The following is a 26437-nucleotide window of genomic DNA, read 5'->3' as shown; positions in this document are numbered from 1 at the left end:
AAGGCCAACCGATGCAGAACCCGCCCGCCGAGGAGCCGGAGACCACCCTCTCCGTGACACCGCCGAAGAAGTGGGCGGCCGGAGTCCCCGCGGTCGTGCACGCGCTGGAGTACTCCCTGGCCCAGACCTCCCCGCGCAAGACCGGGGTGGACCTTCTGACGATGAACCAGGTGGGCGGCGTCGACTGCCCCGGCTGTGCATGGGCGGACCCGGCCCCCGGCCAACGCCATCGCAACGAGTACTGCGAGAACGGCGCCAAGCACATCAACGACGAGGCCACCACGCGCCGGGTCACCGCCGACTTCTTCCGTGAGCACAGCGTCCGCGACCTCGCCACACGGTCCGACATGTGGCTCAACCAGCAGGGCCGGCTCACCGAGCCGATGATCAAGCGGCCCGGCTCGGAGCACTACGAGCCCATCGGCTGGTACGACGCCCTGGGCGTCCTCGCACAGGAGCTGAAGGCGCTGGACTCCCCCGACGAGGCTGTCTTCTACACCTCCGGCCGCGCCAGCAACGAAGCCGCCTTCGTCCTGCAGCTCTTCGCCCGCGCCTTCGGCACCAACAACCTGCCCGACTGCAGCAACATGTGCCACGAGTCCAGCGGCTTCGCTCTCGCCGAGACCCTCGGCACCGGCAAGGGCACGGTCAGCCTCGACGACCTCCACCACGCCGACCTGATCTTCCTGGTGGGGCAGAACCCCGGCAGCAACCACCCGCGCCAGCTCTCCGCCCTGGAGGAGGCCAAGCGGGGCGGCGGCCGGATCGTGGCGGTCAACCCGCTGCCGGAGGCCGGGCTGAGGCGCTTCAAGAACCCGCAGAAGCCGAGCGGGATCGTCGGACGAGGCACCCAGATCGCCGACCGCTTCCTGCACATCAAGCCCGGCGGCGACCTCGCCCTGTTCCAGGCCCTCAACCGCCTTCTGCTGGAAGCGGAGGACGCCCGGCCCGGCACCGTCCTGGACCACGACTTCATCGACGCCCACACCACCGGCTTCGAGGAGTTCGCCCGGCACGCCCGCACCGTCGACTGGGACGACGTGCACAAGGCGACCGGGCTGACGCGCGAGGAGATCGAGAAGGTCCGGGACGACGTCCTGAAGAGCGAACGCGTCGTCGTCTGCTGGGCCATGGGCATCACCCAGCACAAGCACGGCGTGCCCACCGTCCGGGAGATCGTCAACTTCCTGATGCTGCGCGGCAATCTGGGGCGTGCCGGTACCGGCGCCTGCCCGGTGCGCGGCCACAGCAACGTGCAGGGTGACCGCACCATGGGCATCTGGGAGCAGATGCCCGACGCCTTCCTCGACGCCCTGCAGGAGGAGTTCGGCTTCGACCCGCCGCGCCCGCACGGCCTGGACTCGGTGAACTCCATCAGGGCGATGCGCGAAGGGCGCGTCAAGGTCTTCCTCGCGCTGGCCGGCAACTTCGTCCGCGCCGCTCCCGACAGCGAGGTCACCAAGGAGGCGATGCGCTCGTGCCGGCTGACCGCCCACATCTCCACCAAGCTCAACCGCTCGCACACCGTGTGCGGCGACACCGCGCTGATCCTGCCGACCCTGGGGCGCACCGAGCGTGATGTCCAGGCCGACGGCGAGCAGTTCGTCACCGTCGAGAACTCCATGAGCGAGGTGCACACCTCCCGGGGCCGCCTGGAGCCGGCCTCACCCGTGCTCCTCAGCGAGGTCGCCATCCTGTGCCGGCTCGCCCGCCGCACCCTGGACGGCAAGGCGGAGATCCCCTGGGACGAGTTCGAGGGCGACTACGGCACCATCCGCGACCGTATCTCGCGCGTCGTGCCGGGTTTCCACGACTTCAACGCGCGGGTGACCCGTCCCGGGGGCTTCCAGCTGCCCAACCCGGTCAACGAGGGCGTCTTCCACAACGCGGTCGGCAAAGCCCTGTTCACCTGCAACGAGCGCGTGGTCCCGCAGGCGCCCGAGGGACACCTGCTGCTGCAGACGCTGCGCTCGCACGACCAGTGGAACACCATCCCTTACACCGACAACGACCGCTACCGCGGCATCCACGGCAGCCGCCACGTCGTGCTCGTCAACCCGGCCGACCTGACCGAACTCGGCCTCGCCCAGGGCGACCGGGTCGACCTGGTGAGCGTCTGGACGGACGGCATCGAGCGCCGTGCCGAGAACTTCGAGGTCGTGTCCTACCCGGCCGCCAAGGGCTCGGCCGCCGCCTACTACCCCGAGACCAACGTCCTGGTGCCGCTGGACAGCACCGCCGACATCAGCAACCAGCCCACGTCCAAGGGCATCATCGTCCGCCTCGAACCCACCTCCGACCGGGCACGCCAGACACACGCCTGAGCAACGGCACGATCCCGAGAGGGCGCGACGACAGCGAGCTGCCCTCGGATGAGGCGTGCTCGCACCAACGGCCGGATCTCGTCACCACGACGGCATCCGGCCAACCCTTCACCCCCTTTCCTCCTCCGGACAACCACACGACCGGTCCGTTCCTCTCACAGCGCGGGCGGAACAAAACGCCTCTTACGTGACGGCCCCGGCCCGGCCCTCGTGGACGCGTCGTGCCGCCTGCTTCCTTCCCGAGCACCGGAGGACGAGGGAACCATGACCAGAAGACGCACCACTCGGCTGCGGCGTACGCTGCTCGCCGGCACCACGGCCATCGCCGTGACGGCCGTCACGGCCGGCATCGTGGCCGCCGCCCAGGAGCCGACGAAGGCCGCGAAGGGCCCCGAGCTGAGCCTCGTCGCCGCGACCAACTCGGTGACGCTCACCTCCTGGAAGGAGGAGCCGGGTGTGTACCTGGACCTCGGCACCTACCTCATCGCGGAGGGGAGGCCGCTGGAACTCAAGGTGACCCGGAAGTCGTACAAGGACCCGGTGGCTGTCACCCAGACCGTGTACGAGGGCGGCAAGGCCAAAGCGAAGAAGCTGCCCACGGGCACCGTGAAGGATTTCTCCGGGCTGCCCGGCTTCTCGGAGATCACCCTGACCGACAAGGCCGGCAAGAAGGTCCTCACCCGCAGGGAGAGCTTCTGCCCGAACAACGCCAGCGGCCGCGTACGGCCCGACGCACCCGCCAAGTCCAAGTATCCGGAGAGCTGCCCCACGAACCCCTTCACCCTCGGCTCGGTGTGGGGCGTCGAGAAGGGCTGGGCGGCCAACACCTACGCGGGCTCGTACGGCGAGCCGGTCCAGCTGCCGGCCGGTACGTACACGGCCAGGGTCGGTGTCGCCAAGAAGTACCGCGACCTGTTCGGCATGGCCGACAAGGCGGCCACCGTCAAGGTGACCGTGGTGGAACGAAGCGACGAGGGCGATGAAGGCTCCACCGGGGTGGCGCCCCGCTCCGCGAAGGCCGGCGAGCACGCCGGGCACGGTGCCGGTCATCAGGCGCCGACCCCGCACGCCGGTCACGGGCCGGGGCATGCCCCGAGCCGCGCCGAGGCCGCCGCTCCGGTGACGAGCGGTGCGGGCCCCTCGTACAACGTGGGCCACGGTCCGCTGAAGGCCGCGCCGCCTGCGCTGCCGTGGGCGCTGAAGAAGAAGCAGCAGTCCGCACTGTCTCAGCAGGCCCGGGACACCCGGGGCCAGACCGACGGCTCACGTCAGGCGCCCGCTCTGGAACCGCTGTCGAAGCGGCCCACCGGCAAGGCCTCCGTCCCGGACGTCCCCAAGCCCGACCTGCGCTCGCTGCCGGCCTACGGCATCACCATCAGCGACGGCGACAAGGACGTCCCGGGCAAGGACTACCTGGCGTTCAGCGCCAACGTCTGGAACGCCGGCCCGGCGCAGCTCGTGGTGGACGGATTCCGCTCGCCCGGCAAGGCAAAAATGGACGCCTTCCAGTACTTCTACGACGCCAAGGGCAAGCAGGTCGGCTACACCCCGACCGGCACCATGGAGTGAGACCCGCGCCCGGGGCATGTGCACTGGCACTTCACCGACTTCGCCAGCTACCGGCTGCTGAAGGCCGACAAGAAGGAGACCGTGCGCAGCGGCAAGGAAGCGTTCTGCCTGGCCAACACCGACGCGATCGACTACACGGTGAAGAACGCCAACTGGCATCCGTACAACACCGACCTGGCCACCGCCTGTGGCGAGGAGAACTCGATCTCCGTCCGCGAGGTGCTGGACGTCGGATCCGGTGACACTTACACCCAGGACCTGCCGGGCCAGTCGTTCGACATCACCGGCGTGCCCAACGGCACCTACTACATCCAGGTGCTGGCCAACCCGGAGAAGCGGCTGAAGGAAACCAGCCTCGACAACAACAGCGCCCTGCGGAAGATCGTGCTCGGCGGCAAGCCGGGGAAGCGCACGGTCACCGTCCCGGCGCACGACCTGGTGAACGCCAACTGACCCCATCGCGCGACGAAGACGGCGCCCCCGCCCGGGATCAGGGCGGGGGCGCGGCCATGATGGACGGCGGCTGTGGTCTTGGCGAACCGTCGCCGCGGCCGGGCAGGGTCCTCTCGCGCCATCAGGCCGACCTACACCCGGCAGGGCACAGCGCACCTCGTCTGTATCGCCGACGGGCCGTGCCCTGCCGGGTCTCGGCTCAGCCGCCGCTCTTGCGCCGGAACGACCGCTGGTGGGCCGCCGGGCCGTGCGCGCCACGGATCTTCGACGCGTGTGGATTCGCGGCGAGGTCGGCGGCCTCCGCCTGCATACCGCGCTTGCGGGCCAGGGCCTCACGGAACTTGCGCTTCAGATCGTATTGTCCGTCGGCGTCGGGCGTGAGGGCAGGGCTCTCGGCGTCAGCCGGCTCCGAACCTTCGGGTGTTGGAGACTCTGCGGCCATGGTGACCTCCTGGGCTCGGACGTTGGAGAGCACAGCTTGTCATGCCGGGTACCGCATGAGGTGCCGCCGACTGGCTTTCCCCTCCACGACGATCGTCGACACCTCCTGGGCCCTGTCGTCGCCTGGGGCGCACTGGTCCTGCCCTGGCCGTAGCCGCGCCGCAGGAGGCCGGCCGACGTCAGACCGGGCCGGTGTCAGGCCGGACGGATCACACCCTTGATCGCCGACTGACCGGCGAAGAACACCGACTCCTCGCAGATGCGCGCTCCCGGGCCCGGTGCGTGAATCATCGTGCCGTTGCCGCTGCAGATGCCGACGTGGCGCAGGTCGTCGTGGAAGAAGACCAGGTCGCCGACCTGAACGTCAGCGAGCGTGACCTGCATCCCCGCTCTCCACTGCGCCTCGGTGGTCCGGGGAAGCGTGACGCCCGCGGCCTTCCACGCGGCCTGGGTGAGACCGGGGGCGTCGTACGATCCGGGTCCGACCGCGCCCCATACGCAGGGCCGGCCGATCTGCGCCCGGGCGAAGGTGATCACGCGCTCTGCCTGGGTCCTGTGGCCGGCGTCCGGGGACTGCCAGGATCCGCCGTACGTCGCCGATGTGACGGTGGTGGAGGTGGTTTCCCAAGCCGGGGAGGTGACTTGTGGCGCCGGCATGGCAGCCGCTGTGGGCGCCGCGATGGCGGGTGCGCCGGCCGGCTCGGCAGGCGGTACCGGAACAGGTGCCGTCACGGCAGGAGCAGTGATGTCCGGCAGGCCGGTGCGATAGGTCGCGGTGGGGTCCGAACCGGTGGGCAGCGCCAGGGCGGGCTGCGGGGCGAGCACCGGGACAGAGTCCAGGGCGGGAGACGGCTCGGGCTCATACAGCGGCCACGGTGCCACCGTGTCGCGCGCGGCCGGCCGCGCATCGGCACGCCAGGTGCTCTCGTCCCGTCGGGACTCGCCTGCGGGGTCCGGTGCGACCGGCCGCTCGGGGAGCTGTGGCAGGGCGGCAGTCGGCGGTGTCTGAGCTGAGCCGGCGGTCAGCTCCCATGCAACGCTGGCGGGCGCCTCAGGGACCTCGAGGGCCTTGGGCGTCCTGGGCGCTTCGAGGGCGAGGGGCTCCGCAGGTCGTTCGACCGGGCGCACGGGGCGCGCCGCTTGCGGGGCGCGGTCGGGAACGGCCGGCGACCTTCTCTCCGGCAGCGACGCCGGCACCGTCGGGCCCAGCTTGGCGCGGGCTGCGTCGAACCACTGCCGGGCAAGGCCTCCGATGGCAGGCTCCGTGTCCTCCCGGGAGGGATCGCGGGTGGTCGCGCTCCGCTGGCGCGGGATCCCGGCGGCGCGAGTCGCGTTGAACTTGCCCGTGTCACTCTCGGCCCGGTCGTAGAGGCTGTCGACATACCGCCGGACCTCGTCGGGGCTCGGCGCCTCGCTCTCAGTCGTCAACGCGGGCCCCAGCAGACCGTGAGCATCGGACCTCGGCGATGAGGGCCTGCGGGGCAAGGGAGTTGATCCTGTCCGCGAAGCCGGTCACTCCGGGGCCCGAGGTTCGTTCCGGCGCCATGAAATAAGCGCTCCTTTCATCCGAGCGTGCACAAGGCCACCTGCCGATCGATGGAACTCGTGCAGACAGTGACCAACTTAGCCACCTTGTGATCCTCCCGTGAAGATCCAAGCGCCAAATGCCCGATATGCTTTTGTGACCTTGCTCCCTTCCTCCTCCACTCCGATCTCAGCGGGCTCCCCCGGGTTAGTCCTGCGTTCTCGTGGCCCCGGCGCACCTCGACCCCTCAGCTACCGCGGGATCTCCCGTTTCGCCCGCGGGCCACGTCCGTGGTGCGATGGAACTGGGGCGGAAGGGAGAGCGATCATGCCCGCAGCGAAACGCACGAGTGTCGCAGCCCCGGTGTCCGTCCGCCCGCTGGTCGAGCCTGACCTGGACCGGGCCGACGAGATCTTCAGGGTCGCCTTCGGGACCTTCCTCGGAGCCCCTGAGCCGGAGACGTTCTTCGGGACGGCCGACTACGTCCGCACCCGCTGGGCTGCGGATCCGCACGCGGCCTTCGCAGCGACCGTCGAGGGCGAAGTCGTCGGATCGAACTTCGCCGCCGACTGGGGCAGCGTCGGGTTCTTCGGCCCGCTGACCGTACATCCGGATCTGTGGGACCAGGGCATCGGCAGACGGCTCATGGATCCGGTCATGGCCTGCTTCGACACCTGGGAGAACCGCCACCTCGGCCTGTTCACCTTCTCGCACAGCCCCAAGCACCTCGAGCTCTACCGCCGGTACGGCTTCTGGCCCCGATTCCTCACAGCCATCATGAAGAAGCAGGTCGCCGGCGGTGCCGCAGCCCCCGGCCGCGTGCTGTACGGCGAGCTGACCGCCGCCGAGCGGCCCGACGCACTCAGGCTCGCGCGCGCACTGACGGGGGCCGTGCACGAGGGCCTGAGCCTGGAGCGGGAGATCGTGGCGACGCAGGCCCAGGAGCTCGGGGACACCATCCTCCTCGAGGGCACCGACTCCGACCTGGACGGTCTGGCCGTCTGCCACTGCGGAGCGGGATCGGAGGCCGGTGAGGACGTGTGCTTCGTGAAGTTCGGTGCCGTGCGGCCGGGCCCGGACGCCGGGGAGCGGTTCGAACGACTGCTGGACGCGTGCGAGCAGCTGGCCACCGAGAAGGGCCTGGGACAACTGGACGCCGGAGTGAACCTGGCCCGCCAGGACGCGTACCGGCGCATGGCCGACCGCGGCTTCCGTACCTGGCTGCAAGGCGTGACCATGCACAAGCCGAACGAACCCGGCTACAGCCACCCGGACGCCTACGTGATCGACGACTGGCGCTGAGTCCTCCACCGGCGTCTTCGGCGCGGAATGGAACCTGCCGGGCCTGCTCCCGCTCGGCACAGGGCACGAAGCCACCGGCGAAGAAGCCCGCGGCCGCGATGCGCGGCTCGACCACCGCCAGCCGGACACCGGGGGCGGTCCATCCCCGGAGTACCCGACCGGGCCTTCCGCGGCGGACAGGGGGCGGCCACCGCACCCGGCGGCGTCGATGGTGGCCACCGCGTAGCCGCGCGCCGCGTCGATGTTGAGTTGACCGGTACCACCTCCCCGGGTGCCTGCTTCACCCGCAAGGGTCAAGGGATGCCGTGGAGAGTGGCCATGATGCATAGTCGGCCACCAGCCGGTGAGACATTCGGCATGAACGAACCCTTACCGGACAGCCCGGTTCCGGCTCTCGGCCCACCACTTCGCGCCCCGGTCGTCTTCACGGCCGACTTCACCTCCACCACCCAGTGGGTCGCGGGCCGTTCATGGGCCTATCCCGGCGGAGGCCCGGTCAATCCGCGCGACGACAAGCTCGACCACTTGGTCTCCGACGCCGCGTACAGCCGGTCGGGCGTCTTCCGCGCCAGGCGACGGCCGGACGGCCGGTGGAACACCGGGCTGCTCACCACCGAGGGCAGCGAGGAGGGATTCACCGTCCGCCCCGGGGACATCCTGGAAGCCCGGGTGCGGCTTCCGAAGGAGATCGGCGCCTGGCCGGCGATCTGGACCTGGCGGGACGGCGACCAGGAGATCGACATCTTCGAGTACCACCCGGACAACCCGGACCTCCTCGAATTCACCAACCACGTCCGCGGCACGAACCGTTACCACCACGACGAGGCGGTCCGGCCGGGCGCCCAGGTGGACCTGCGCACCGTGTTCGGCTCCCGGTCGGTGGAATGGTGGCTCAACGGCACGAGGATCTTCGCCGACGGACGCGGCGTGGGCCGCACTTGGTATGCCTACCTCATCGTCAACCTCTCCGTGTGCGCCGGGCGTTACCACCCGCCACCCCAGCCGGAGACGACCGAGATGTCGTACGAGGTGAGCCACCTGGTCGTACGGCGACCCACGACATCGGGCACGCCGGCGGTGACCACAAGACCGGTCTCCTAGAACAACCGCCCCTGATACCCACGTTGGACGCGTCGCGACGTGGGCCCGTCCGTTCTCGCCGGAACCGGATCGTCGCCGAAGAGCGGAGCCGTACCGCACTCGTCCAGTTCGGCGGGGATCCGTCCGTCCACCTCCGGGCGAGGCGGCGCGTCACGGTCGAAGTCGTCCGGAGTCATGCACACCCAGTCGCGGCCACCTTGCTCACCCACTAGTCGTCACCGCCTCTCCCCCGGGCCTTCCCCGAGAAGGCTTCCCAGGACCAAGTGTTGCCCACCCGTGATCAGTTCCACCATCGGGGCACCTCCCCACCGCCTCCTGCCGGGGCGGATCCGCCCCGGGTGCGGCACGATGGAGGTGTGCGCAAGCGACCAGTACTGATCTTCGACGGAGACTGCGGCTTCTGCACCACGTCGGTGGACCTCGCCCGCCGTCTGGTGCGGCCCCGGTGCGAGGCCGTGGCATGGCAGCACGCGGACCTCGTGTCGCTCGGCGTCACTGAGGAGCGGGCCTGCTACGAGGCCCTGTGGGTGACACCCACGGGACGGGTGTACGGCGGTGCGCAGGCCGTGGCGAAAGTCCTGCTGAGCGCGGGCGGCCTTTGGACCATGTGGGGAGCGGTGCTCACCCTGCCGCCCGTGCGCTGGGTCGCCCACGGCGTGTACCGACTCGTGGCCGACAACCGCGGGCGGCTGCCAGGTGGGACGGCGGCGTGTGCGGTGCCCGGTACGACGACTCGCCGGGCGTAACCTGCCACCCCCGCAACGTCCGTGACCGACAGGGGCAGCCTGTCGCGGATCCTCCCGTCACGCCGCTTCGGCGTTGTCCCGTCGCAGTGCCGCGCGCAGCCAGTCGTCCGCCGTGCCCGGGGTCGGCTGCGGGCTGCTGCCCGGCGGGGTCAGGACGACGGCGGTGAGTTCCCAGTAGCGGTCCAGGCGCGGATCGGCCGACAGCCGGGCGGCGAGCAGGCGGCGGAAATCATGGGTGTCGCGGCTGCGGTATGCGCTCGCGTAGGCCGCGACATAGGCGTCCAGGGCCTCGCCCGGCTGCGGGTCACGTGCTCTGCGCAGGTGTGGGGCAGCGAGTTCGAATGCTTCGACAAGGCCCTCGTACAGCAGGGCCGCGCCGTCGGCTCCCGCTACTCGGTGCACGTCCGGCTGGGGCTGCCGACTGCCCGGACAGGGAGCCGTCGTCATCGCGTGGAGCTGCGCGAAGGCGAGTGCCTGGGACGGGTGCGGTTCGTCGGGCGGCCGCGGGACGGCCACCTCCAGGAATGCCGCGGTAGACCGGCGCGGCATACGTGGTGGCAGCCAGGTGCGCCAGAACCTGGCCAGTGGTGCGGTGCTCGGCGGGGTCTCCAGCGTGCCGAGCAGCCTCAGCCGGCCGGCGCGCTGGGCCGGAGGGCAGTCCCGCACCAGGTGGAGTGCCGCTTCCCGCCAGCGCAGGGCCTTCAGCTCACCGCCGAGCTCGCGCAGGCGGCTGTCGACGGCGTCCTCGAGCGCATCGCCGGCTGCGTCTTCGTCCTCGAGGATGCGGCGTACCTGGGGCAGGGGCAGGTCGAGGGTGCGCAGGGAGCGGATCAGCTGCAGTCTTTCCAGTGCCTGGGGTCCGTAGCGGCGGTGTCCGCCACTGCTGCGGGCGGCTTCGGGCAGCAGGCCTTGGTCGGAGTAGAAGCGGACGGTCTTCACCGTGGCACCGGCGCGCTCGGCGAGCTCCCCGATGCTCCACAACGGCTCGTGTGGCGCGGACAGTTGAACCTCCCTTAAGGGGAGTTCCTACGGTACCGGGGCGCGGGGAACGGCAGGTGCCGTGGACGACCGCGGAGGACGGCGTACGCGACCGGCGCGCCGTCATGGGACGAGTCCGGGGAGGCCTTTGTGCAGGTGTTCATCATGGTGGCGGGTGTGTTCACCGGGGCCCATGTCTGGCAGGAGACGGCCGAGCGGCTGGTCGCGGCGGGCGGCGCGGCGCACGCGGTCCCGCTGACGGGCATCGACCCGGCCAGGCCCGCCGCGCCGGCGCACGTCGGTCTGGAGACGCACATCGAGGATGTGATCGCGGCGATCGACGCGGTGGACGCCGCATCCGGGCCGGACATCGTGCTCGTCGGTCACGACTACGGGATCCACCCGGTGCTCGGCGCCGCCGACCGGCGGGCGGAGCGCATCGCACGCGTCGTGTACCTGGACTGCGGGATGCCGCAGAACGGTGTTCCGCCGCTGGCCGCCGTACCGGACCAGGCCCTGCGCGCGCAGCTGGCCGGACGAGCCGAGGCGGGTGAGCGCGAGGGCGTGCTGGCGCCACCGGCCCATGACGAGTGGGGACGCTGGGGCAGTACCGCCGGTGTCGGCGAGGCGGCGCTGGAGCGGCTGACCGCCTCCGCAGTGCCGCAACCGCTGGGCACCCTGTTTCAGCCGCTGCGACTGAGCGGAGCGGTGGCCTCGGTTCCCGTCACCGGCGTGCTGTGCGCCGGGAACGGCGCGACCATCGACCTGGTGCAACGGCTCGTCGACTTCGGCGACCCCTCACTGGCGGTCCTCACCGAACCTCAGGTCAGCTTCTTCGAACTGCCCACCGGGCACTGGCCGATGCTGTCCTGCCCCGACGCGCTGGCGGAGGCGCTGCTGCGGGCCGCCGCCGGTGAGGGGCACCGCCTGCGGCCGGCCGGCGGCGAGGCATCGGCACCTGCCCATCTGCGCCCGTTCCCGCTGGAATTGCCCGAGCTGCCTCGCGACCGCCAAGGGCAGGTCGATCTGTACGTCCCCGACGGCGAAGGCCCGCGACCGGCCGTGGTCTTCGTGCACGGCGGACCGGTGCCCGCCGGAGCGCGCCCGCGTCCGCGGGAGTGGCCGACCCTGGTGGGCCATGCCCGCCTGGCCGCCACCGAGGGCATGGTGGGCGTGACTCTCGACCACCGGCTCCATGACCTCTCGGACTATGACCGCGCCGCCGAGGACGTCGCCGCCGCGGTGGAACTGGTGCGGGCCGACGCCCGGGTGGACGCAGACCGGATCGCCCTGTGGTTCTTCTCCGGCGGCGGTCTTCTCACCACGGACTGGCTGGCCCGGCCTCCCGCCTGGCTGCGCTGCCTGGCCGCGTCCTACCCCATCTTGGCTCCCCTTCCCGCCTGGGGGATGTCCGGCAGCCGCTTTCACCCCGCGGGGGCGGTCGATCAGGCGGGCTCCCTGCTCGTGGTCCTCCTGCGGGCCGGGCGAGAGGCACCCGAGATCGCCGCGACCGTCGATGCGTTCGTGACCGCGGCCAAGGGCTGCGCAGCGCGACTCGAGTTGGTCGATGTCCCCAACGGCCACCATGGGTTCGAAACGATCGACCCGCCGGAGGAGACGCTTCCTGCCCTGCGGCATGCGATGCGCTCGGTGGTCGGTCACCTGACCGGCTGCCCCCCCGGCTGCGGTGTTCCCCCCGAAGGATGGTGGAGCCAACTCCACCTCGTTCAGGGGGTGAACGCCATTCTGCCGCCGGAGAATGATCCGGATACTGAGCCGCATGACCAATTCCATGGCGCTTCCGGTGGACCCGTCGACGCAAAGAGAACGGCAGGAGAAGAACAGGGGAAGGGACAAGAGGGGAAGCGACAACAGGGGAAGTGACTTTTCCGAATTGTCCCGGCGTATGGCCGAGGCCGGGCTTCTCCGGCGCCGCCCTTTGTATTACACGGTCCGTTTCGGACTGGTGGCCCTCGCTCTCGCGGGGTGTGTCGGTGCTTTTCTCGCCCTGGGGGACAGCTGGGGCCAGCTGTTCGTCGCCGTCGCTCTGGCCGTGGTCTTCGGCCAGCTCGGACTGGCTGCGCACGACCTCGCTCACCGGCAGGTCTTTTCCCGTCGGCGGCCCAGCGAGGCAGGGGGGCTGCTGGTCGCCGACCTGTTGCTGGGCATGAGTTACGGGTGGTGGATGAACAAGCACACCCGGCATCACGCGAATCCCAATCACGAGGGAAAGGACCCGGACGTCTCGCCGGACATTCTCGTGTGGTCGCGCCGGCAGGCGCGCAAGGCCAGGGGTTTGCCGCGTTTCATCGGAAAGCATCAGGCCGCGCTCTTCTTCCCGCTGTTGACCCTGGAAGGCTTGAATCTGAGCTTCAGCAGCTTCCGCGCTCTCAAGAGTCCGTCGGTGAAGAGGCCCGCGCTGGAGTGCACGCTGCTCGTGACCCACTTCGTGCTGTACTTCGGCGGCCTGTTCGCAGTCCTGTCCCCCGCCAAGGCGCTGCTCTTCCTGGCTGTCCACCAGGGCCTGTTCGGCATCTACCTCGGTTCGGTGTTCGCGCCCAACCACAAGGGGATGCCGATGATCGAGGAGGGGACCCGACTGGACTTCCTGCGCCGCCAGGTCCTCACCTCGCGCAATGTCCGGGGCGGCGCACTGGTCGACGCATTCATGGGCGGGCTCAACCACCAGATCGAGCACCATCTCTTCCCCAGCATGCCGACACCCGCACTGGCCAGGGCGCAGGTCATCACCGAGCGGTACTGCGCGGAGCTGGGCGTGCCGTATCACCGGACGGGGCTGATCGCCTCGCACCGGGAGGCGCTGCGCCACCTCAGGAGTGTCGGCGAGCCGCTGCGCGGCCCGGCCGAGGGCTGACCCGGTGGACGGCCCGGCCGCGACCAGGCGGCTCCGCGGGGGTCGGGCCGTGCCGGATCCTGCGGTGGTCGTCAGCGCAGCGGCTTGTCCAGGACCGCCTTACGGTGGCTGAAGGTCTCGATGGAGTAGCGGCCGTGGTAATTGCCCATGCCGCTCTCCCCCACCCCGCCGAACGGCAGGTCGGAGACGGTGAGATGGGCGAGCGGGAGGCCGTGGCCCAGGCCGCCCGAGGAGGTCTCGGTGGCGAACCGGCGCCGCGTCCCGTCGGACTCGGTGAAGACGTACAGGGCGAGCGGCTTGTCCCGGTCGTTGATGAAGTCGATCGCCTCGTCGAGGCCGGGGACCGTGACGATCGGCAGGATGGGGCCGAAGATCTCCTCCCGCATGACGGGCGCGTCGGGGTCGACGTCGGCGAGGACGGTGGGCGCGAGGTACTTCGCCGTCCGGTCGCTCGTGCCGCCCACGACGGTGCGGCCGGAGTCGAGCAGGCCGGTGAGCCGGTCGAAGTGCCGTTCGTTGATGATCCGCCCGTACTCGCCGGAGGCGGCGGGGTCGCTGCCGTACAGCGTCTCCACGGCGTCCGCGAGCAGCGGCTCCAGCGCCGCGGAGGTCTCCGGATCGGTCAGGACGTAGTCGGGGGCGACGCAGGTCTGCCCGGCGTTGAGGAACTTGCCCCGGGCCAGCCGGTCCGCGACGACGGACAGGTCGGTGTCGCGGTCGACGAACGCCGGCGACTTGCCGCCCAGTTCGAGGGTGACCGGGGTGAGGTACTCAGCGGCGGCGCGCAGCACGATACGCCCGACCGTGCCGTTGCCGGTGTAGAAGATGTGGTCGAAGCGCTCCGCGAGCAGGGCCGTGGTCTCGGGAACGCCGCCCTCCACCACGGCGACCGCGTCGGTGTCGAGGTACGCGGGCAGCAGCCGGGCTACGGTGGCGGAGGTGGCCGGGGCCAGCTCGCTCGGCTTGGCGACCACCGCGTTGCCCGCGGCCAGGGCTCCGACGATCGGGGCGAGCAGGAGCTGGGCCGGGTAGTTCCAGGGCGCGATGACGAGGACGACGCCGAGCGGGTCGTACTGCGTCCAGGCCGTCACGTCCGCGCCGAGGTGGGCCGGGGTCGGGGCGGGCTCGGGGCGCAGCCAGTCCGCGAGGTGATCGAGGGTGTGGTCGATCTCGCGGACGGTGAAGTCGATCTCGGTGCGGTAGGCCTCGGCGCTGCTCTTGCCCAGGTCGGTGTGGAGGGCGGCGGCCAGGTCCGCGCCGTTCTCCGTGAGCATGTCGCGGAGCCGGCGCAGCTGGGCCGTGCGCCACTCGACGGGCTTGGTGCGGCCGGTGCGGAAGGTGGCGCGCAGACGGGCGACGACGTCGGCAGGCTGCTCATGGACGGAGTGGTTCACGGATTCCTCGCAGACTCACGGTCGGATGTATATGCCAACCTTCTGACCGCGACTCTGGATTCCACCGTTTCCGAACCACATCCGTGCCGTGTGTCACAGCGACCTGAACGGGCCTGGAGAGTCCGCGTCCCTCAGCCGTTGGCGAGGAGCTGCAGCGTGTCGATCACGCGGTTGGAGAAGCCCCACTCGTTGTCGTACCAGGCGACCACCTTCACGTGGCGGCCGTCGACGCGGGTGAGAGCCGAGTCGAAGACGGACGAGGCGGGATTGCCCACGATGTCCGAGGAGACCAGCGGGTCGTCGGAGTATTCGAGGACGCCGGCGAGCGATCCCCCGGCCGCCTCACGGTAGGCGGCGAGCACGTCGTCGCGGGTCACGTCGCGGGCGACCGTCGTGTTGAGTTCGACGATCGAGCCGACCGGCACCGGCACGCGGATGGAGTCGCCCGACAGCTTGCCGTCCAGGCCGGGCAGGACCAGTCCGATGGCCTTGGCGGCACCGGTCGTCGTCGGCACGATGTTCACGCCGGCGGCCCGGGCACGACGGGCGTCGCGGTGCGGCCCGTCCTGCAGGTTCTGCTCCTGCGTGTAGGCGTGCACGGTCGTCATGAATCCGTGCTCGATACCGGCGAGGTCGTCGAGCACCTTCGCGAGCGGGGCGAGCGCGTTGGTGGTGCAGGAGGCGTTGGAGACGATCGTGTGCAGGTCCGGGTCGTAGGAGTCGGTGTTGACCCCGAAGGCGAGGGTGACGTCGGCGCCGTCCGACGGCGCGCTGACCAGTACCTTGCGCGCGCCCGCGTCGAGGTGGGCGCGGGCGGCCTTGGCCGAGGTGAAGCGGCCGGTGGCCTCCAGGACGATGTCGACGCCGAGTTCGGCCCACGGCAGCTGCGCCGGTTCGCGTTCGGCCAGCACCTTGATGCGGCGGCCGTCGACGACGAGGACGTCCCCTTCGACGGTCACCGGACGCCCGAGGCGGCCGGCCGTCGAGTCGTAGGCGAGCAGCCGGGCGAGCGTGGCGGGCTCGGTCAGGTCGTTGACGGCGACGATTTCGAGGGCGCTGTCGCGCTCCAGCAGGGCGCGCAGCACATTGCGCCCGATGCGGCCGAATCCGTTGATGGCGATGCGAGTCATGAGTGATGTCCCTTCGGTATCGCCACCAGGCTCGCTGGCCGCTCACGCCGCCGACAGTGGCGCGATCGCCACGGTTCAAAAGGATCCCGCCAATCCGCCCATCCCGTCACAGGTCCCGTAGCAGGTCGCGCCGCGTATCGCGCCACAGATCGCGCCGCGCATCACGCCACGGCTACTCACCCCGGGTGAAGGTGCGCCGGTATTCGCTCGGCGTCGTGCCCAGGATGTGCTGGAAGTGCAGGCGCAGGTTCGCGCCGGTACCGAGCCCGACGTCGGCGGCGATCTGTTCGACGCTGCGCTCGGAGCGTTCCAGCAGTTCCCGGGCCCGGTCGATGCGGGCGCGCATCACCCACTGCATCGGTGTGTAGCCGGTCTCCTCGACGAAACGCCGGGAGAAGGTGCGCGCCGAGACCCCGGCCTGTCGCGCCAGCAGGTCGAGGGAGAGGGGCTCGCCGAGCCGGTGCAGCGCCCACTCGCGGGTGGTGCCGAAGCGCTCGCCGAGCGGCTCGGGCACGCTGCGCGGCACGTACTGGGCCTGGCCGCCGCTGCGGTAGGGGGCAGCGACCAGACGGCGGGCGGCGTGATTGGAGGCGGCCACTCCGAGGTCGCCGCGCAGGATGTGCAGGCACAGGTCGATGCCGGAGGCGGCGCCGGCCGACGTGAGCACGCTGCCCTCATCGACGAACAGCACGTTCTCGTCGACCTGGACGCGCCGGTACCTGGCCGTGAGGGCTCGCGTGTAGTGCCAGTGCGTGGTGGCGCGCCTGCCGTCGAGCAGGCCCGTCGCGGCGAGCGCGAAGGCGCCGGTGGAGATGGCGGCGAGCCGTGCGCCGCGCCTGTGGGCGGCGATCAGCGCGTCGACGACGGGCTGCGGAGGGTCCTCGAGGTCCGGGTGCCGGTAGCCGGGGACGAAGACGATGTCGGCCCACGCCAGCGCGTCCAGGCCGTGGGCGACGTGGTACGCGAGTCCGTCGCCGCCGGTCACCAGACCGGGTGTCGCCCCGCACACCCGCACTTCGTAGGGCATGCTCGCGCGCGTCGTGAAGACCTGTGCGGGAATGCCGACGTCGAGCGGCTTGGCACCCTCGAGCACGAGGACGGCGACGCGGTGGAGAGGGGAGGACGGCACGGAAGAGAGGCTACGTGGAGCCGGGCGTCGAACGGCTCCGGCAAGTCCGGTCCCCGTGGCGAACACGGCAGCTTCGAGCAGATCGGCCCCGCCGAGCGGATGTCGGCGACCCCGACGTCATGGTGAAGGTGCACCTGTACTGATCCGTGGGAGTGGGAAGCCGCCACCTTGTGACCTCGACGCGTTGAACGCACCCGGTGGGCGGCGCTGCTTGAATGCGTGACGGCGGGGCAAGCGGATCCTCTGGAACAGGGAGGATGCCATGACCATGACGGAGCGGCCTGTCGAGCCGGAAGGCAAGAGCAGCGCGTGCTGCGCGCGGCACAACGGGCCGGGTGCGAGACCCGGTACCGAGGACCCCGAGACAGCGCGGGAGCGAGTCAACCGGCGCTGGAACGAGATACTGCAGGAAACACGCGTCACTCAGACCGGCGTGCAGATCCTCTTCGGCTTTCTGCTCAGCGTGGCCTTCACCCCTCTGTTCAGGGAGTTGGAGACGCTGGACCGCGCTATCTACGTCACCACCGTGGTGCTCGGGGCAGCGGCCACCGGAGCACTCATAGCCCCCGTCTCCATCCACCGGTTCCTCTCCGGGCAGCGCATGAAGGACGAGGTCGTCGAAGCCGCCGGCCGTCTGATGATGTGTGGCATGGTCCTCCTCGCCCTGACCATCGGCTGCACGCTCCTGCTGATACTCCGTTTCGTCGTCCCCGGCGTTCTCGCCGAAGTGCTCGTCGGCGGGGTCATGCTGTGGTTCGGCCTCTGCTGGTACGCGCTGCCGCTGTACCTGCGACGTCGCGGGGACCGGCGCTCCCGCACCGCGGACGCGTAGGGGCCCGGCCCGCACGCGGCGCCATGCCGTCGCCCTGTCGGCTACACACGTAAGGCACCGGCCGTACAAACCGCTTGCGGTTGGCGGCGGCGTCGGCAGCCTTTGCTTAGCCTATCGACATTCGATAGATTCCCATCGTGTCTCGATGGAAGGATGAGCGATGGGGAAACTGACACTGGGTGCGTTGCGCGCCGTGCTCGGGGTGGTGCTGCTCGGCACCGTGTTCGTGCAGGCATCGATGGTGTGGGCGTTGGCCACCGACCCGGAGGACGGGTCGCTCCCGCTGACCCCACTGCGTGTGATCACGATCCTGGGCATGGTCGCGGCACAGGTCGCCGCGGTCTGCGTAGGGCGGCTGGTGACGATGGTGCGACGCAGGACCGTCTTCTCCCCCGCCGCCTTCCGGTACGTCGACGCCGTGATCGGCGCGATCGTGACGGCTGCCCTCCTTTGGTTCGCCGTCACCGTCATCAATGCGCCGGGGCAGCGGGAGGACCCGGGCGTCACTCTCATCATGGGCGGGATCGGCGTGGCCATCCTGGGCGTCGCTCTCATCGTGCTCGTACTGCGGATGCTGCTCGCCCAGGCCGTCTCGCGCGACGTCGAAGCGTCGCAGATGGAGGCCGAGTTGAACCAGGTGATCTGACATGGTCGGGGCGGAGGGTGCAGCAACGTCTCAGGCAGTGAAGGGGGAACGCGTGGACCGGAGCGAGGACCAGATCCTGGTGGACGAGCTTGCCGCGCTGGGTGCTGTGAGTGGGGGTAGTGGCCGCCTGACCGGGCTCGTGGCCCGGCTGTTGAAGAAGAACGCCCACGAGATCGACCTTGTCATCCCCTTGCCGTTCGACGCGGCCGTGCAGCGCGTCGTCGGAGTCCTGGAGGGGGCGGGGCGGTCCGGGAGGCCCGCCCATGTCGAATCAGGCACGGGCCAGGAAATGATCCGTGTCGTGGCCGGGGGTGGGGCCGGCGGGATGAATCCCGTAGTGGTCACCGCCCTCGTCACGAGGAGCACGGGGAACTGCACGGAGGTCGTGCTCCGTGCAGCCGCCAAGGAGGGCCTGATCAAACAGCGAGCGGGAGAGAAGACGGCCGCCCGTCTTGCCGCGTTGCTGAGTCGGTAGGCAGGAGCAGGCACCCGCCCCGTCGAGCCCTCTGCGAGCTGTCCCGCATGGCTCAGGTGGTCGGTCGGCGGAGCCTGTTCCTCCAGGCGATCACCACGAACGAGCCCCCGCGAACTCAATCCCCTTGGCCCCTACGCCCGTTGCGCACCGGCACCCGGTACCCAGCACCCGGCACCCTCGGGCACAGGCATAGACCTTTTCATCATCACGGGCTAGGCTCTGCCGCGCGTATCCGAGAGCGCTCTCAAGCTCTGCTGTTCCACCCCCACCCTGCTGGAACAACGAAGGGGCATCCCTTGAGACGCACCACATTCCTGCGCACCGGACTGTCCGCACTGCTCATGCTCGGCACCTGGGCGACCGCGAGCGCCCTGCCGGCCTCCGCCGCCGACGCTCCCCCGCGCTCCACCGAGGCACCGGCCTCCTCAGCACTCCTCTCCGCGATGCAGCGCGACTTGGGGCTGACCCGGGGCGAGGCCGTGGCACGCCTGGCCGCGGAGAAGACCGCGACGGCCGTCGAACACAAGGCCCGGAAGGCCGCCGGTTCGGCCTACGGCGGCTCCTGGTACGACGCCGGCAGCGGCAGACTGACCGTCGCCGTGACCCGTGCCGCGCACGCCGACGCGGTACGGGCGACCGGCGCGGCCGTGCAGCACGTGCGGTTCAGCGCGCGGCAGCTCGACGCGGCGAAGAAGAGCATCGACGCGCTGTCCGCGCCCGCCGGAGTCGGGAGTTGGCATGTGGATCCCAAGGCCAACAAGGTCGTCGTGGACGTCGTCGCCGCGCACCGGGACGACAACGATGTCCGGGCCTTCCTCTCCCGGGCCCGCGAGGCCGGTCCCGTGACGGTGCGGGAGACCCCGGCGGCACCGCGCACCTTCGCGGCAGGCACCGTGGGAGGCGACCCGTACTACACCGGCAACGTCCGCTGCTCCATCGGCTTCTCCGTGCACGGCGGCTTCGTCACCGCCGGGCACTGCGGCTCGCCGAGTGCGGCGGTGTACGGCTGGGACCGGTCGTACGTCGGCAACTTCCAGGGGTCGTCGTTCCCGGGCGACGACTACGCATGGGTGAGCGTGGGCAGCGGCTGGTGGACCGTGCCGGTCGTGCTCGGCTGGGGCACGGTCCCCGACCAGCTCGTCCGCGGCTCCGCCGAAGCGCCGGTGGGTGCCTCGGTCTGCCGTTCCGGTTCCACCACGCGCTGGCACTGCGGCACCGTGCTGGCGAAGAACGAGACGGTGAACTACAGCCAGGGCGCCGTCCACCAGATGACGAAGACGAGCGTCTGCGCCGAGCCCGGTGACTCCGGCGGCTCCTTCATCAGCGGCGACCAGGCCCAGGGCGTCACCTCCGGGGGCTGGGGCAACTGCGGCAGCGGCGGGGAGACCTGGCACCAGCCCGTCAACGAGATCCTCAACCGGTACGGGCTGCGGCTGCACACGGCCTGACCACCGATCAGCGCACTGAGCGGGCACCGTTCGCCACCGCGGCCGACGGTGCCCGCTCGGACGCCTGGTGGGTGACAGCCGCACTCACCTCGGGCCGGACAGGGTCAGGAGCGCGAGTTCCGACGGGTCGACCACTGCGGAGATCTCGGTGATGAGACCGTCGGCGACGGTGAAGGCGAGGAGGGAGAGCGGGGTGCCGTCCTCGTTCCAGGAGATGACACCAGGGCGGCCATTGACCGTCGCCGCACGTCCTCGTGCCGCGCTGCCGGCCACGCGCGCGCGGGTGGCGACCTCGGTGGCCCCCAGCGTGACGAACGTGCCGGCCGGAGTGCGCGTGCCCGAGGGGGGCGGGCCCGCATCGGACCAAGATCGATTGTCAGTGGTGGGTGAGAGGATTGGAGGCATCAAGTCGGAACAAGGGGGAGCTGTGATGTCCGGAACCCAGAATTACATCAATCACGTTGCTCTGGTGCTCGATGCGAGCTCGTCGATGTCGCACCTGAGCCGGAAAGTCGTCGAGGTCGCCGACCAGCAGATCGCCTATCTTGCGCGCCGTTCCAGGGAATTGGACCAGGAAACCCGCGTCACGGTGTACGTCTTCGCCGACAAGGTGGAGTGCGTCATCTACGACAAGGACGTGCTGCGCATGCCGTCGCTGAAGCAGCTCTACCGGACCGGTGGAATGACGGCCCTGCTGGCGGCCGCGCTGAAGTCGCAGCGGGAGCTGGCCCAGACGGCCCAACTGTACGGCGACCACAGTTTCCTGACGTTCGTGCTCACCGACGGGCAGGAGAACGCGAGCCACCGCTGCCCGGACGCGCCCGCCAAAGATCCTCGCCAACTGGTCCAGTCCGTGGCCGAGATGATCGAGCGGCAGCAGGACAACTGGACGCTGGCCGTGCTGGTGCCCGACCAGATGGGCAAGCGGGAGGCCATGCAGTGCGGCTTCCCCAAGGACAACATCGCCATATGGGATGCCACCAGCACGCAGGGTCTGGAGGAGGCCGGGCAGGTCATCCGGCAGGCCACCGAGAACTTCATGATGGGCCGCACCCAGGGCATCCGGGGATCGCGCGCGGTGTTCTCCACCGGCGCGGAAGCGGTCAACGAGGACACCATCAAGGCGGCCGGTCTCACGCCGGTCGATCCGTCGAAGTACCAGTTGATCCCGGTGGCCCGTAATGCGGGTATCAAGGAGTGGGTCGTCGAATGCGGACACACCTACCGGACCGGTGGGGCGTTCTACGAGCTCAGCAAGTCGGAGAAAGTCCAGGCACAGAAGCAGATCGCGGTGCTGGAAAAGAAGACGGACCGCGTCTATACGGGACCCGAGGCCCGATCCCTGCTCGGTCTGCCTGACACGGAAGTCCGCGTCAAGCCCGACCACAACGACCACTTCACGATTTTCGTGCAGAGCACCAGCGTCAACCGGAAACTCGTCCCCCATACCCGGCTGCTGCTCATGCTCTGACCTTTCATGAAGCCGATGGGGTGCCGGGGGCTTCTCAGCCCCGGCGTCCCCTCACGAGTCCGTTCCACGGCATCGCCGGCGGGTCATGTGCTTTCAGCTCATGGCCGGCGACAGGCCGAGTTCCCGCTCACCGAGCGGGGTGAAGAAGCGCTCGACATCAGCGTCGGTGACCTCGCCCAGGGTCTTCGGTGACCAGCGCGGTCTGCGGTCCTTGTCGACGACCTGAGCGCGGATCCCCTCCACCAGGTCGGCGGTGTCCAGGGCAGCGCAGGAGACGCGGTACTCCTGGTTGAGGACGAGCTCCAGCGTGCCGAGCTTCCGGGCGCGGCGCAGGGAGGCGAGGGTGACCTTCAGGGCGGTCGGTGACTTGGCGAGCAGGGTCTCCGCGGCCTCCTTCGCGTCGGGGTCGCCGTGTGCGAGCAGCCGGCGCACGATCTCCTCGACGGTGTCGGCGGCGTAGCAGGCGTCGATCCAGTCTCGGCGGGCGGCCAGGGCACCCTTGTCCGGGGTCCGCACGAACCCGGCCAGGGCCTCCCCCACGGGCGACTCCGCGAGGGAGTCCAGAAGGTCCGGCAGTGCGGCTGTCGGCGCATAGTGGTCGGCGAGCCCGCACAGCACCGCGTCGGCGGCGCCGATCTGAGCACCCGTCAGGGCAAGGTGGGTACCCAGCTCCCCGGGGGCCGTGGCGAGCAGGTGGGTGCCGCCCACGTCCGGCACGAAGCCGATGCCGGTCTCCGGCATGGCGACCCGGGACCGCTCGGTGACGACACGGACGCTGCCGTGGGCCGAGACACCGACACCGCCGCCCATCACGATGCCGTCCATGACGGCGACGTACGGCTTGGGCCAGCGGGCGATACGGGCGTTGAGGCGGTATTCGTCGCGCCAGAACGCGGCGGAGGCCGTGCCGTCACCGTCACGGGCGTCGTCGTGGATGGCGCGGATGTCACCGCCGGCGCACAGGCCGCGCTCCCCCGCACCGGTGATGACGACGGTCTCCACGGACGGGTCCCGTTCCCAGGCGGTGAGTGCCTCGTCGATGCGGCGGACCATGGTGTGGGTGAGGGCGTTGAGAGCGTGAGGCCGGTTGAGGGTGATGCGGGCGGCGCGACCCTGGGTGTGGAAGAGGACGGGTTCGCGTTCCTCGGGCCGGCTCATCGGGACTCCTCCCCCGGGCCCGGCACGGGTTCGGTCGTTGGACGGAGCACCATGAGCGAGTCCTCCTTGAGCGCCAGGGCGCCGACGGTTCCTGCCGTGGTCTTCTGCACGACGGTCCGTCCGGTGAGGTCGAGCGACCGCAGCAGACCCGGCGAGTTCACGGCGTCGAACCCGGGCGAGGGCGGTCCGTCCTTGAGTGCCAGTCCGGGTGGCGAGCCTTGAGGGCCAGGGCTTCGTCCAGCGACTCGGCGAGCACGATCTTTTCCGCACCCTGGCCGAAGGCCCGGGCAGCCACCGTGAAAGCACGCATGACGTCGATCACGACCGCCACGGAGGGGGGTTCGGTCAGCTCGGCGATGCCGAGGAAGCGAGCGTCCATCCCGTCATGATCGCGCATGCCCCGGAGGACACACCCGGGCAGTGACACGCATCACCTCGCCCGTCGACGATGAATCTTTGCGGCACCACTCGAGGATCCTGCGCGCCACCGCCGGTGATCCTTCGCAGTGGGCCAGGCGCCGTTCGGCGGGCTGCGCGTGTGCGCTACATTTTGCCTCTCTTTGACCGCGATCACTCATGATCTCTACGCTTCGGAGTTGGCAACCCCATGAGCGACATCGTCAACGGACTCGGGCGGGCCACTGCATACGGCGGTCTGGGGCTGGTTCTGCTGGTCCTCGGCATCGTCCTGGTCGACGTGCTGACGCCCGGAAAGCTCGGCCGGCAGATCTGGGAACAGCGCAATCGCAACGCCGCCACGGTCCTCAGCTCCGCGCTGCTCGGTATCGGCGGCATCGTCTTCACGTCCATATGGACGACGTACGAGGACTTCGGCAAGGGGCTGGTCTCGACCGCGGCGTTCGGGCTGCTGGGACTGGTGATGATGGCGGTGGCGTTCCTGGTGGTGGACCTGGTCACGCCCGGGCGTCTGGGGGCAACGCTGGTCGAGGAGGAGCCTCATCCCGCGGTCTGGGTGACGGCTTCCTGCAACCTCGCCGTGTCCGCCATCATTTCGGCGTCCATCGCCTGACCGGCCGACGGGTTCCAAGCGCCGCCTCGGCGGCGGCGCTGTCGGCACCTTCGCGGGAAGCAACTCTGGCCGCGCAGTGAACGCACAGCCCCTGTCCTTCCTCTTGCAGGGCGGAGAACCCCCCAACTGAGAGGAATGCACTGTGCGTTCACCTAGACGTCTGCGGTCGCGCCTGTACCCGGCCGGGTCGGTGGTCCTGGCCATGGCTGCCGCCGGATCGGTGCTGGCCGGTCCGGCCGGCTCCGCCTTCGCCGCCGACGCCGGCGGACGCGCGGATCTGCGGGCGGACGTCAACCGCGACGGGCGGGTCGATGTCACCGGTGGCAGCGACAAGACCGGCGAGGACGACTGGTCCATCGAGCGCGGGGCCGTGTATCTGCCCAACATCGACGACGACACCAAGCGGTGTCCGGTGACCGGGCCCGGTGGCGCACCGCTGTCCGACGCCAAGTTGGCCGCGTGCAACGACGGCACGGACACGAAGGTCAACGGCACCGAGGACGCCGCCGACCTCGCCCGAATCCGTTCCGTGCCCCTGCCGGACCTCCCCGCGGACGCCACGGGCAGCCTGAAGATCGCCACGGGTGGCACGCAGGCGCACCTCTTCCTCAAGCGAGCCGGGAAGTGGATCCTCGTGACGTCCGCGACCAGGTTGACGGCCGCCGAGCTGCGTGCGGGTGTGGAGTTCGGCGTCGAGGCCACCGATGTCGTCCGGGACGCCACGAAGTGGGACGGACGTGCCGTGGTCCGGCTGACGGTGACGTCCGGGCGCATGTCCACCTCCGACGCGGTGACCCTGCGCGTCGCACCACTGCTGACCCAGCATCACCTGCAGAACACACAGCAGGTGATGGTGTCCGAGGTCCAGGGCGAGGGCCCGGACAGCCGTCTTCAGCGGGAGTTCGTCACCGCCCTCGGCAAGGAGGTCAAGAAGGCGGGCATCACCACGCCGCTGATCACCTTCGAGAAGTACGCCGACCGCTGGGCCCAGGACTTCGTCGAGCCGGCGTACGTCAGCATGACCGGGCCGGACGGCCGGCGGCACGTGATGCGTGTGATGCTGCGTTCCGCACAGCCGGACCGGGACGCGGGCCGGGAACTGTTCGAGCGGGTGCGCGGCCGGGACATCGGCGTCGTGCAGGTGAACGACCCGGCGGAGCCCGACGACTGGTCGCTCAACTCCATGGGGAACCTGGAGACCATCCCGCCCTACGCCCACGGCGGTCGCTCCTTCCCCGCCGGGCGGATCATCATGGGCGAGCGCAAGGACAGCGGGGCGCGTCCGTCGAAGGTGATGCGGACTCTGCTCAAGTCTCAGGGGATGCAGGACCCGCTGCTGCTGGACACCTCCTGGCTGAGCGTGGGACACGTCGACGAGTTCGTGCAGTTCCTGCCCGCCGACACCCCGCGCGGCTGGCGCATCGGGGTCGCCGATCCGCAGGCGGGGCTGCGGCTGCTGCGCGACGCCAAGCGCGACGGACACGGCAGCGCGAAGATGTTCTCCGTCCCGGGCCGCAGTGACACTCCGGCGCCCAAGGAGACCATCGACCAGGCGCTCGCCTCGCGTCACCTGGTGGCCGACAACGAGATGGCGGCCCGGCGCATCGCGGCCAACCTGGAGATCCTCAAGCGGGAGACCGGGGTCACCGACGAGGAGATCGTGCGGGTGCCCGCGCTGTACACCCGGGGCTCGGAGGCGCTGAGCGCCGAGGGGCAGGAGATTCCCGTGCCCCGTCTGACGCGCATGGGCGCCGGCTCCGACCTCGTCGACGGCCTCTCGGACCACGGCCAGCAGAAGTGGCTCGCCGGAAGCCCCGCCCCGGGGGCGGCGGCCCCGGCGACGGTGATGACCGGTGCGTACGTTCCTGGTGCGGTCAACGGCCTGCTCCTGGGGCGCGACCGCTACCTCGCGCCACGCCAGTGGGGGCCCGTCGTCAACGGCAAGGACATCTTCACGGAAGCCGTCACCGCCGTCTACCAGCGGGTCGGCATGAAGGTGTCGTACATCGACGACTGGTACACGTACCACCTCGGCATGGGTGAAGTGCACTGCGGCACCAACACCCTGCGCGACGCGAGTGCCGCGTGGTGGCAGCGTCCGGCGGTGAACCGCAACGAGCCGTAGCCGGCGTTCGCCGGGGTTGATGCGGCCGGTCAGGAGGGGGTCGATGGCCTTCGAGGGCCTGGAGCCGGCCGCCGATCCCGGCCTGACCATGACCGTCTACGCCGCCGAGCCCGGCACACCATCCGAACAGGCCTTGCCCCTGCTCGCCTTGTCCCTGCTCGCCTCAGGGGGAACGACCTGCTTCCTCGGTCCGTACCATGCCTACACCGAGGCAACTTGCGGCACATGCGGCGTCCTACCGGGCCGCCGGGACCTGGCTCCCAGACAGGCATCATCCGCGGTACG

The 26437-nt window shown here is 70.2% G+C and carries 21 protein-coding genes and 3 pseudogenes; 14 read left to right on the top strand and 10 right to left on the bottom strand.

The genetic code is table 11. From position 1 onward, the window contains the following. The first annotated feature begins 11 nt into the window (after positions 1-11). Both IGS69_RS33740 and IGS69_RS33735 read left to right on the top strand, forming a co-directional pair. Entirely contained in the window at positions 12-2324 is a 2313-nt protein-coding gene (locus tag IGS69_RS33740; protein WP_190904232.1) for an FdhF/YdeP family oxidoreductase, read from the top strand. A gap of 264 nt (positions 2325-2588) precedes the next feature. Beyond that, positions 2589-4346, top strand: a pseudogene (locus IGS69_RS33735) (lysyl oxidase family protein). A gap of 199 nt (positions 4347-4545) precedes the next feature. Here the strand turns inward: IGS69_RS33735 and IGS69_RS33730 are convergent. Together IGS69_RS33730 and IGS69_RS34905 are read right to left on the bottom strand one after the other, a co-directional pair. Beyond that, positions 4546-4788 (bottom strand): DUF5302 domain-containing protein, encoded by a 243-nt coding sequence (locus IGS69_RS33730; protein WP_190904231.1) that lies wholly within the window; start codon positions 4786-4788, stop codon positions 4546-4548. Between the two features lie 194 nt (positions 4789-4982). Continuing rightward, positions 4983-6215 (bottom strand): C40 family peptidase, encoded by a 1233-nt coding sequence (locus IGS69_RS34905; RefSeq protein ID WP_232543718.1) that lies wholly within the window; start codon positions 6213-6215, stop codon positions 4983-4985. Positions 6216-6639: 424 nt separating this feature from the next. On the opposite strand from IGS69_RS34905, the gene IGS69_RS33720 reads away from it, so the two are divergent. Continuing rightward, a complete protein-coding gene (locus IGS69_RS33720; protein ID WP_190904230.1) occupies positions 6640-7614 on the top strand; it encodes a GNAT family N-acetyltransferase in 975 nt (324 codons plus the stop codon). A 31-nt stretch (positions 7615-7645) separates the two neighbouring features. Here IGS69_RS33720 and IGS69_RS34900 read toward each other — a convergent pair. Next, a pseudogene (locus tag IGS69_RS34900) lies at positions 7646-7911 on the bottom strand (hypothetical protein); the annotation flags it as partial. A 60-nt stretch (positions 7912-7971) separates the two neighbouring features. On the opposite strand from IGS69_RS34900, the gene IGS69_RS33715 reads away from it, so the two are divergent. Both IGS69_RS33715 and IGS69_RS33710 read left to right on the top strand, forming a co-directional pair. Beyond that, complete coding sequence (locus IGS69_RS33715) at positions 7972-8715, top strand: LamG domain-containing protein (protein WP_190904229.1); 744 nt, start codon at positions 7972-7974, stop codon at positions 8713-8715. A gap of 356 nt (positions 8716-9071) precedes the next feature. Further along, entirely contained in the window at positions 9072-9461 is a 390-nt protein-coding gene (locus tag IGS69_RS33710) for a thiol-disulfide oxidoreductase DCC family protein (protein WP_190904228.1), read from the top strand. Positions 9462-9518: 57 nt separating this feature from the next. Here IGS69_RS33710 and IGS69_RS33705 read toward each other — a convergent pair whose 3' ends face one another. Then, positions 9519-10463, bottom strand: coding sequence for a helix-turn-helix domain-containing protein (locus tag IGS69_RS33705; RefSeq protein ID WP_190904759.1), 945 nt, complete (start codon positions 10461-10463; stop codon positions 9519-9521). A 126-nt stretch (positions 10464-10589) separates the two neighbouring features. On the opposite strand from IGS69_RS33705, the gene IGS69_RS33700 reads away from it, so the two are divergent. Further along, entirely contained in the window at positions 10590-12323 is a 1734-nt protein-coding gene (locus tag IGS69_RS33700) for an alpha/beta hydrolase family protein (RefSeq protein ID WP_232543716.1), read from the top strand. Between the two features lie 22 nt (positions 12324-12345). Further along, complete coding sequence (locus IGS69_RS33695) at positions 12346-13314, top strand: fatty acid desaturase family protein (protein ID WP_232543715.1); 969 nt, start codon at positions 12346-12348, stop codon at positions 13312-13314. A 71-nt stretch (positions 13315-13385) separates the two neighbouring features. On the opposite strand, the gene IGS69_RS33690 is transcribed toward IGS69_RS33695, so the two are convergent. The 3 genes from IGS69_RS33690 to IGS69_RS33680 form a co-directional block, all read right to left on the bottom strand. Next, a complete protein-coding gene (locus IGS69_RS33690; RefSeq protein ID WP_190904226.1) occupies positions 13386-14708 on the bottom strand; it encodes an aldehyde dehydrogenase family protein in 1323 nt (440 codons plus the stop codon). 131 nt (positions 14709-14839) lie between these two features. Then, complete coding sequence (gene gap / locus IGS69_RS33685) at positions 14840-15838, bottom strand: type I glyceraldehyde-3-phosphate dehydrogenase (RefSeq protein ID WP_190904225.1); 999 nt, start codon at positions 15836-15838, stop codon at positions 14840-14842. Between the two features lie 172 nt (positions 15839-16010). Next, positions 16011-16967: a GlxA family transcriptional regulator gene (locus IGS69_RS33680; protein WP_190904224.1), complete on the bottom strand. Its 957-nt coding sequence runs from the start codon at positions 16965-16967 to the stop codon at positions 16011-16013. Between the two features lie 262 nt (positions 16968-17229). Here IGS69_RS33680 and IGS69_RS33675 point away from each other — a divergent pair, with 262 nt between their 5' ends. From IGS69_RS33675 to IGS69_RS33660, 4 genes are all read left to right on the top strand, one after another. Next, positions 17230-17799 carry a DUF6328 family protein gene (locus IGS69_RS33675; RefSeq protein WP_190904223.1) on the top strand — a complete coding sequence of 190 codons (570 nt, stop codon included), beginning with the start codon at positions 17230-17232 and terminating at the stop codon, positions 17797-17799. Between the two features lie 160 nt (positions 17800-17959). Further along, positions 17960-18445 (top strand): DUF2975 domain-containing protein, encoded by a 486-nt coding sequence (locus IGS69_RS33670; protein ID WP_190904222.1) that lies wholly within the window; start codon positions 17960-17962, stop codon positions 18443-18445. A 52-nt stretch (positions 18446-18497) separates the two neighbouring features. After that, on the top strand, positions 18498-18920 hold the full coding sequence (locus IGS69_RS33665) for a hypothetical protein (RefSeq protein ID WP_232543714.1): 423 nt from the start codon (positions 18498-18500) through the stop codon (positions 18918-18920). 296 nt (positions 18921-19216) lie between these two features. Continuing rightward, positions 19217-20368, top strand: coding sequence for a S1 family peptidase (locus IGS69_RS33660; RefSeq protein ID WP_190904221.1), 1152 nt, complete (start codon positions 19217-19219; stop codon positions 20366-20368). An 84-nt stretch (positions 20369-20452) separates the two neighbouring features. Here the strand turns inward: IGS69_RS33660 and IGS69_RS33655 are convergent, their stop codons facing one another. Further along, complete coding sequence (locus IGS69_RS33655; protein WP_232543713.1) at positions 20453-20641, bottom strand: hypothetical protein; 189 nt, start codon at positions 20639-20641, stop codon at positions 20453-20455. A gap of 157 nt (positions 20642-20798) precedes the next feature. On the opposite strand from IGS69_RS33655, the gene IGS69_RS33650 reads away from it, so the two are divergent. Continuing rightward, entirely contained in the window at positions 20799-21839 is a 1041-nt protein-coding gene (locus IGS69_RS33650) for a vWA domain-containing protein (protein WP_190904220.1), read from the top strand. 93 nt (positions 21840-21932) lie between these two features. Here IGS69_RS33650 and IGS69_RS33645 read toward each other — a convergent pair whose 3' ends face one another. Further along, positions 21933-22997: an enoyl-CoA hydratase/isomerase family protein gene (locus tag IGS69_RS33645; protein WP_190904219.1), complete on the bottom strand. Its 1065-nt coding sequence runs from the start codon at positions 22995-22997 to the stop codon at positions 21933-21935. 47 nt (positions 22998-23044) lie between these two features. Then, positions 23045-23376: pseudogene (locus IGS69_RS33640) on the bottom strand (2-phosphosulfolactate phosphatase); the annotation flags it as partial. 228 nt (positions 23377-23604) lie between these two features. Between IGS69_RS33640 and IGS69_RS33635 the strand changes: the two are divergent. Continuing rightward, on the top strand, positions 23605-24027 hold the full coding sequence (locus tag IGS69_RS33635) for a DUF350 domain-containing protein (RefSeq protein WP_030850679.1): 423 nt from the start codon (positions 23605-23607) through the stop codon (positions 24025-24027). Between the two features lie 202 nt (positions 24028-24229). Further along, positions 24230-26152 carry a protein-arginine deiminase domain-containing protein gene (locus IGS69_RS33630; RefSeq protein WP_190904757.1) on the top strand — a complete coding sequence of 641 codons (1923 nt, stop codon included), beginning with the start codon at positions 24230-24232 and terminating at the stop codon, positions 26150-26152. The last annotated feature ends 285 nt before the right edge of the window (positions 26153-26437 follow it).

This window comes from Streptomyces tuirus (assembly GCF_014701095.1).
In the GTDB taxonomy this organism is placed as follows: Bacteria; Actinomycetota; Actinomycetes; order Streptomycetales; family Streptomycetaceae; genus Streptomyces; species Streptomyces tuirus.
The sequence above is the reverse complement of the archived record's forward strand: the minus strand, read 5'-3'. Positions and strand labels throughout refer to the sequence as shown.

Bases quoted from the DNA above. Each gene is read 5' to 3' on its own strand.
- IGS69_RS33715 (WP_190904229.1), top strand. From the start codon at position 7,972: ATGAACGAACCCTTACCGGACAGCCCGGTTCCGGCTCTCGGCCCACCA.
- IGS69_RS33645 (WP_190904219.1), bottom strand. From the start codon at position 22,997: ATGAGCCGGCCCGAGGAACGCGAACCCGTCCTCTTCCACACCCAGGGT.
- IGS69_RS33650 (WP_190904220.1), top strand. From the start codon at position 20,799: ATGTCCGGAACCCAGAATTACATCAATCACGTTGCTCTGGTGCTCGAT.
- gap (WP_190904225.1), bottom strand. From the start codon at position 15,838: ATGACTCGCATCGCCATCAACGGATTCGGCCGCATCGGGCGCAATGTG.
- IGS69_RS33670 (WP_190904222.1), top strand. From the start codon at position 17,960: ATGGGGAAACTGACACTGGGTGCGTTGCGCGCCGTGCTCGGGGTGGTG.
- IGS69_RS33630 (WP_190904757.1), top strand. From the start codon at position 24,230: ATGGCTGCCGCCGGATCGGTGCTGGCCGGTCCGGCCGGCTCCGCCTTC.
- IGS69_RS33730 (WP_190904231.1), bottom strand. From the start codon at position 4,788: ATGGCCGCAGAGTCTCCAACACCCGAAGGTTCGGAGCCGGCTGACGCC.
- IGS69_RS33675 (WP_190904223.1), top strand. From the start codon at position 17,230: ATGACCATGACGGAGCGGCCTGTCGAGCCGGAAGGCAAGAGCAGCGCG.
- IGS69_RS33635 (WP_030850679.1), top strand. From the start codon at position 23,605: ATGAGCGACATCGTCAACGGACTCGGGCGGGCCACTGCATACGGCGGT.
- IGS69_RS33695 (WP_232543715.1), top strand. From the start codon at position 12,346: ATGGCCGAGGCCGGGCTTCTCCGGCGCCGCCCTTTGTATTACACGGTC.
- IGS69_RS33740 (WP_190904232.1), top strand. From the start codon at position 12: ATGCAGAACCCGCCCGCCGAGGAGCCGGAGACCACCCTCTCCGTGACA.
- IGS69_RS33720 (WP_190904230.1), top strand. From the start codon at position 6,640: ATGCCCGCAGCGAAACGCACGAGTGTCGCAGCCCCGGTGTCCGTCCGC.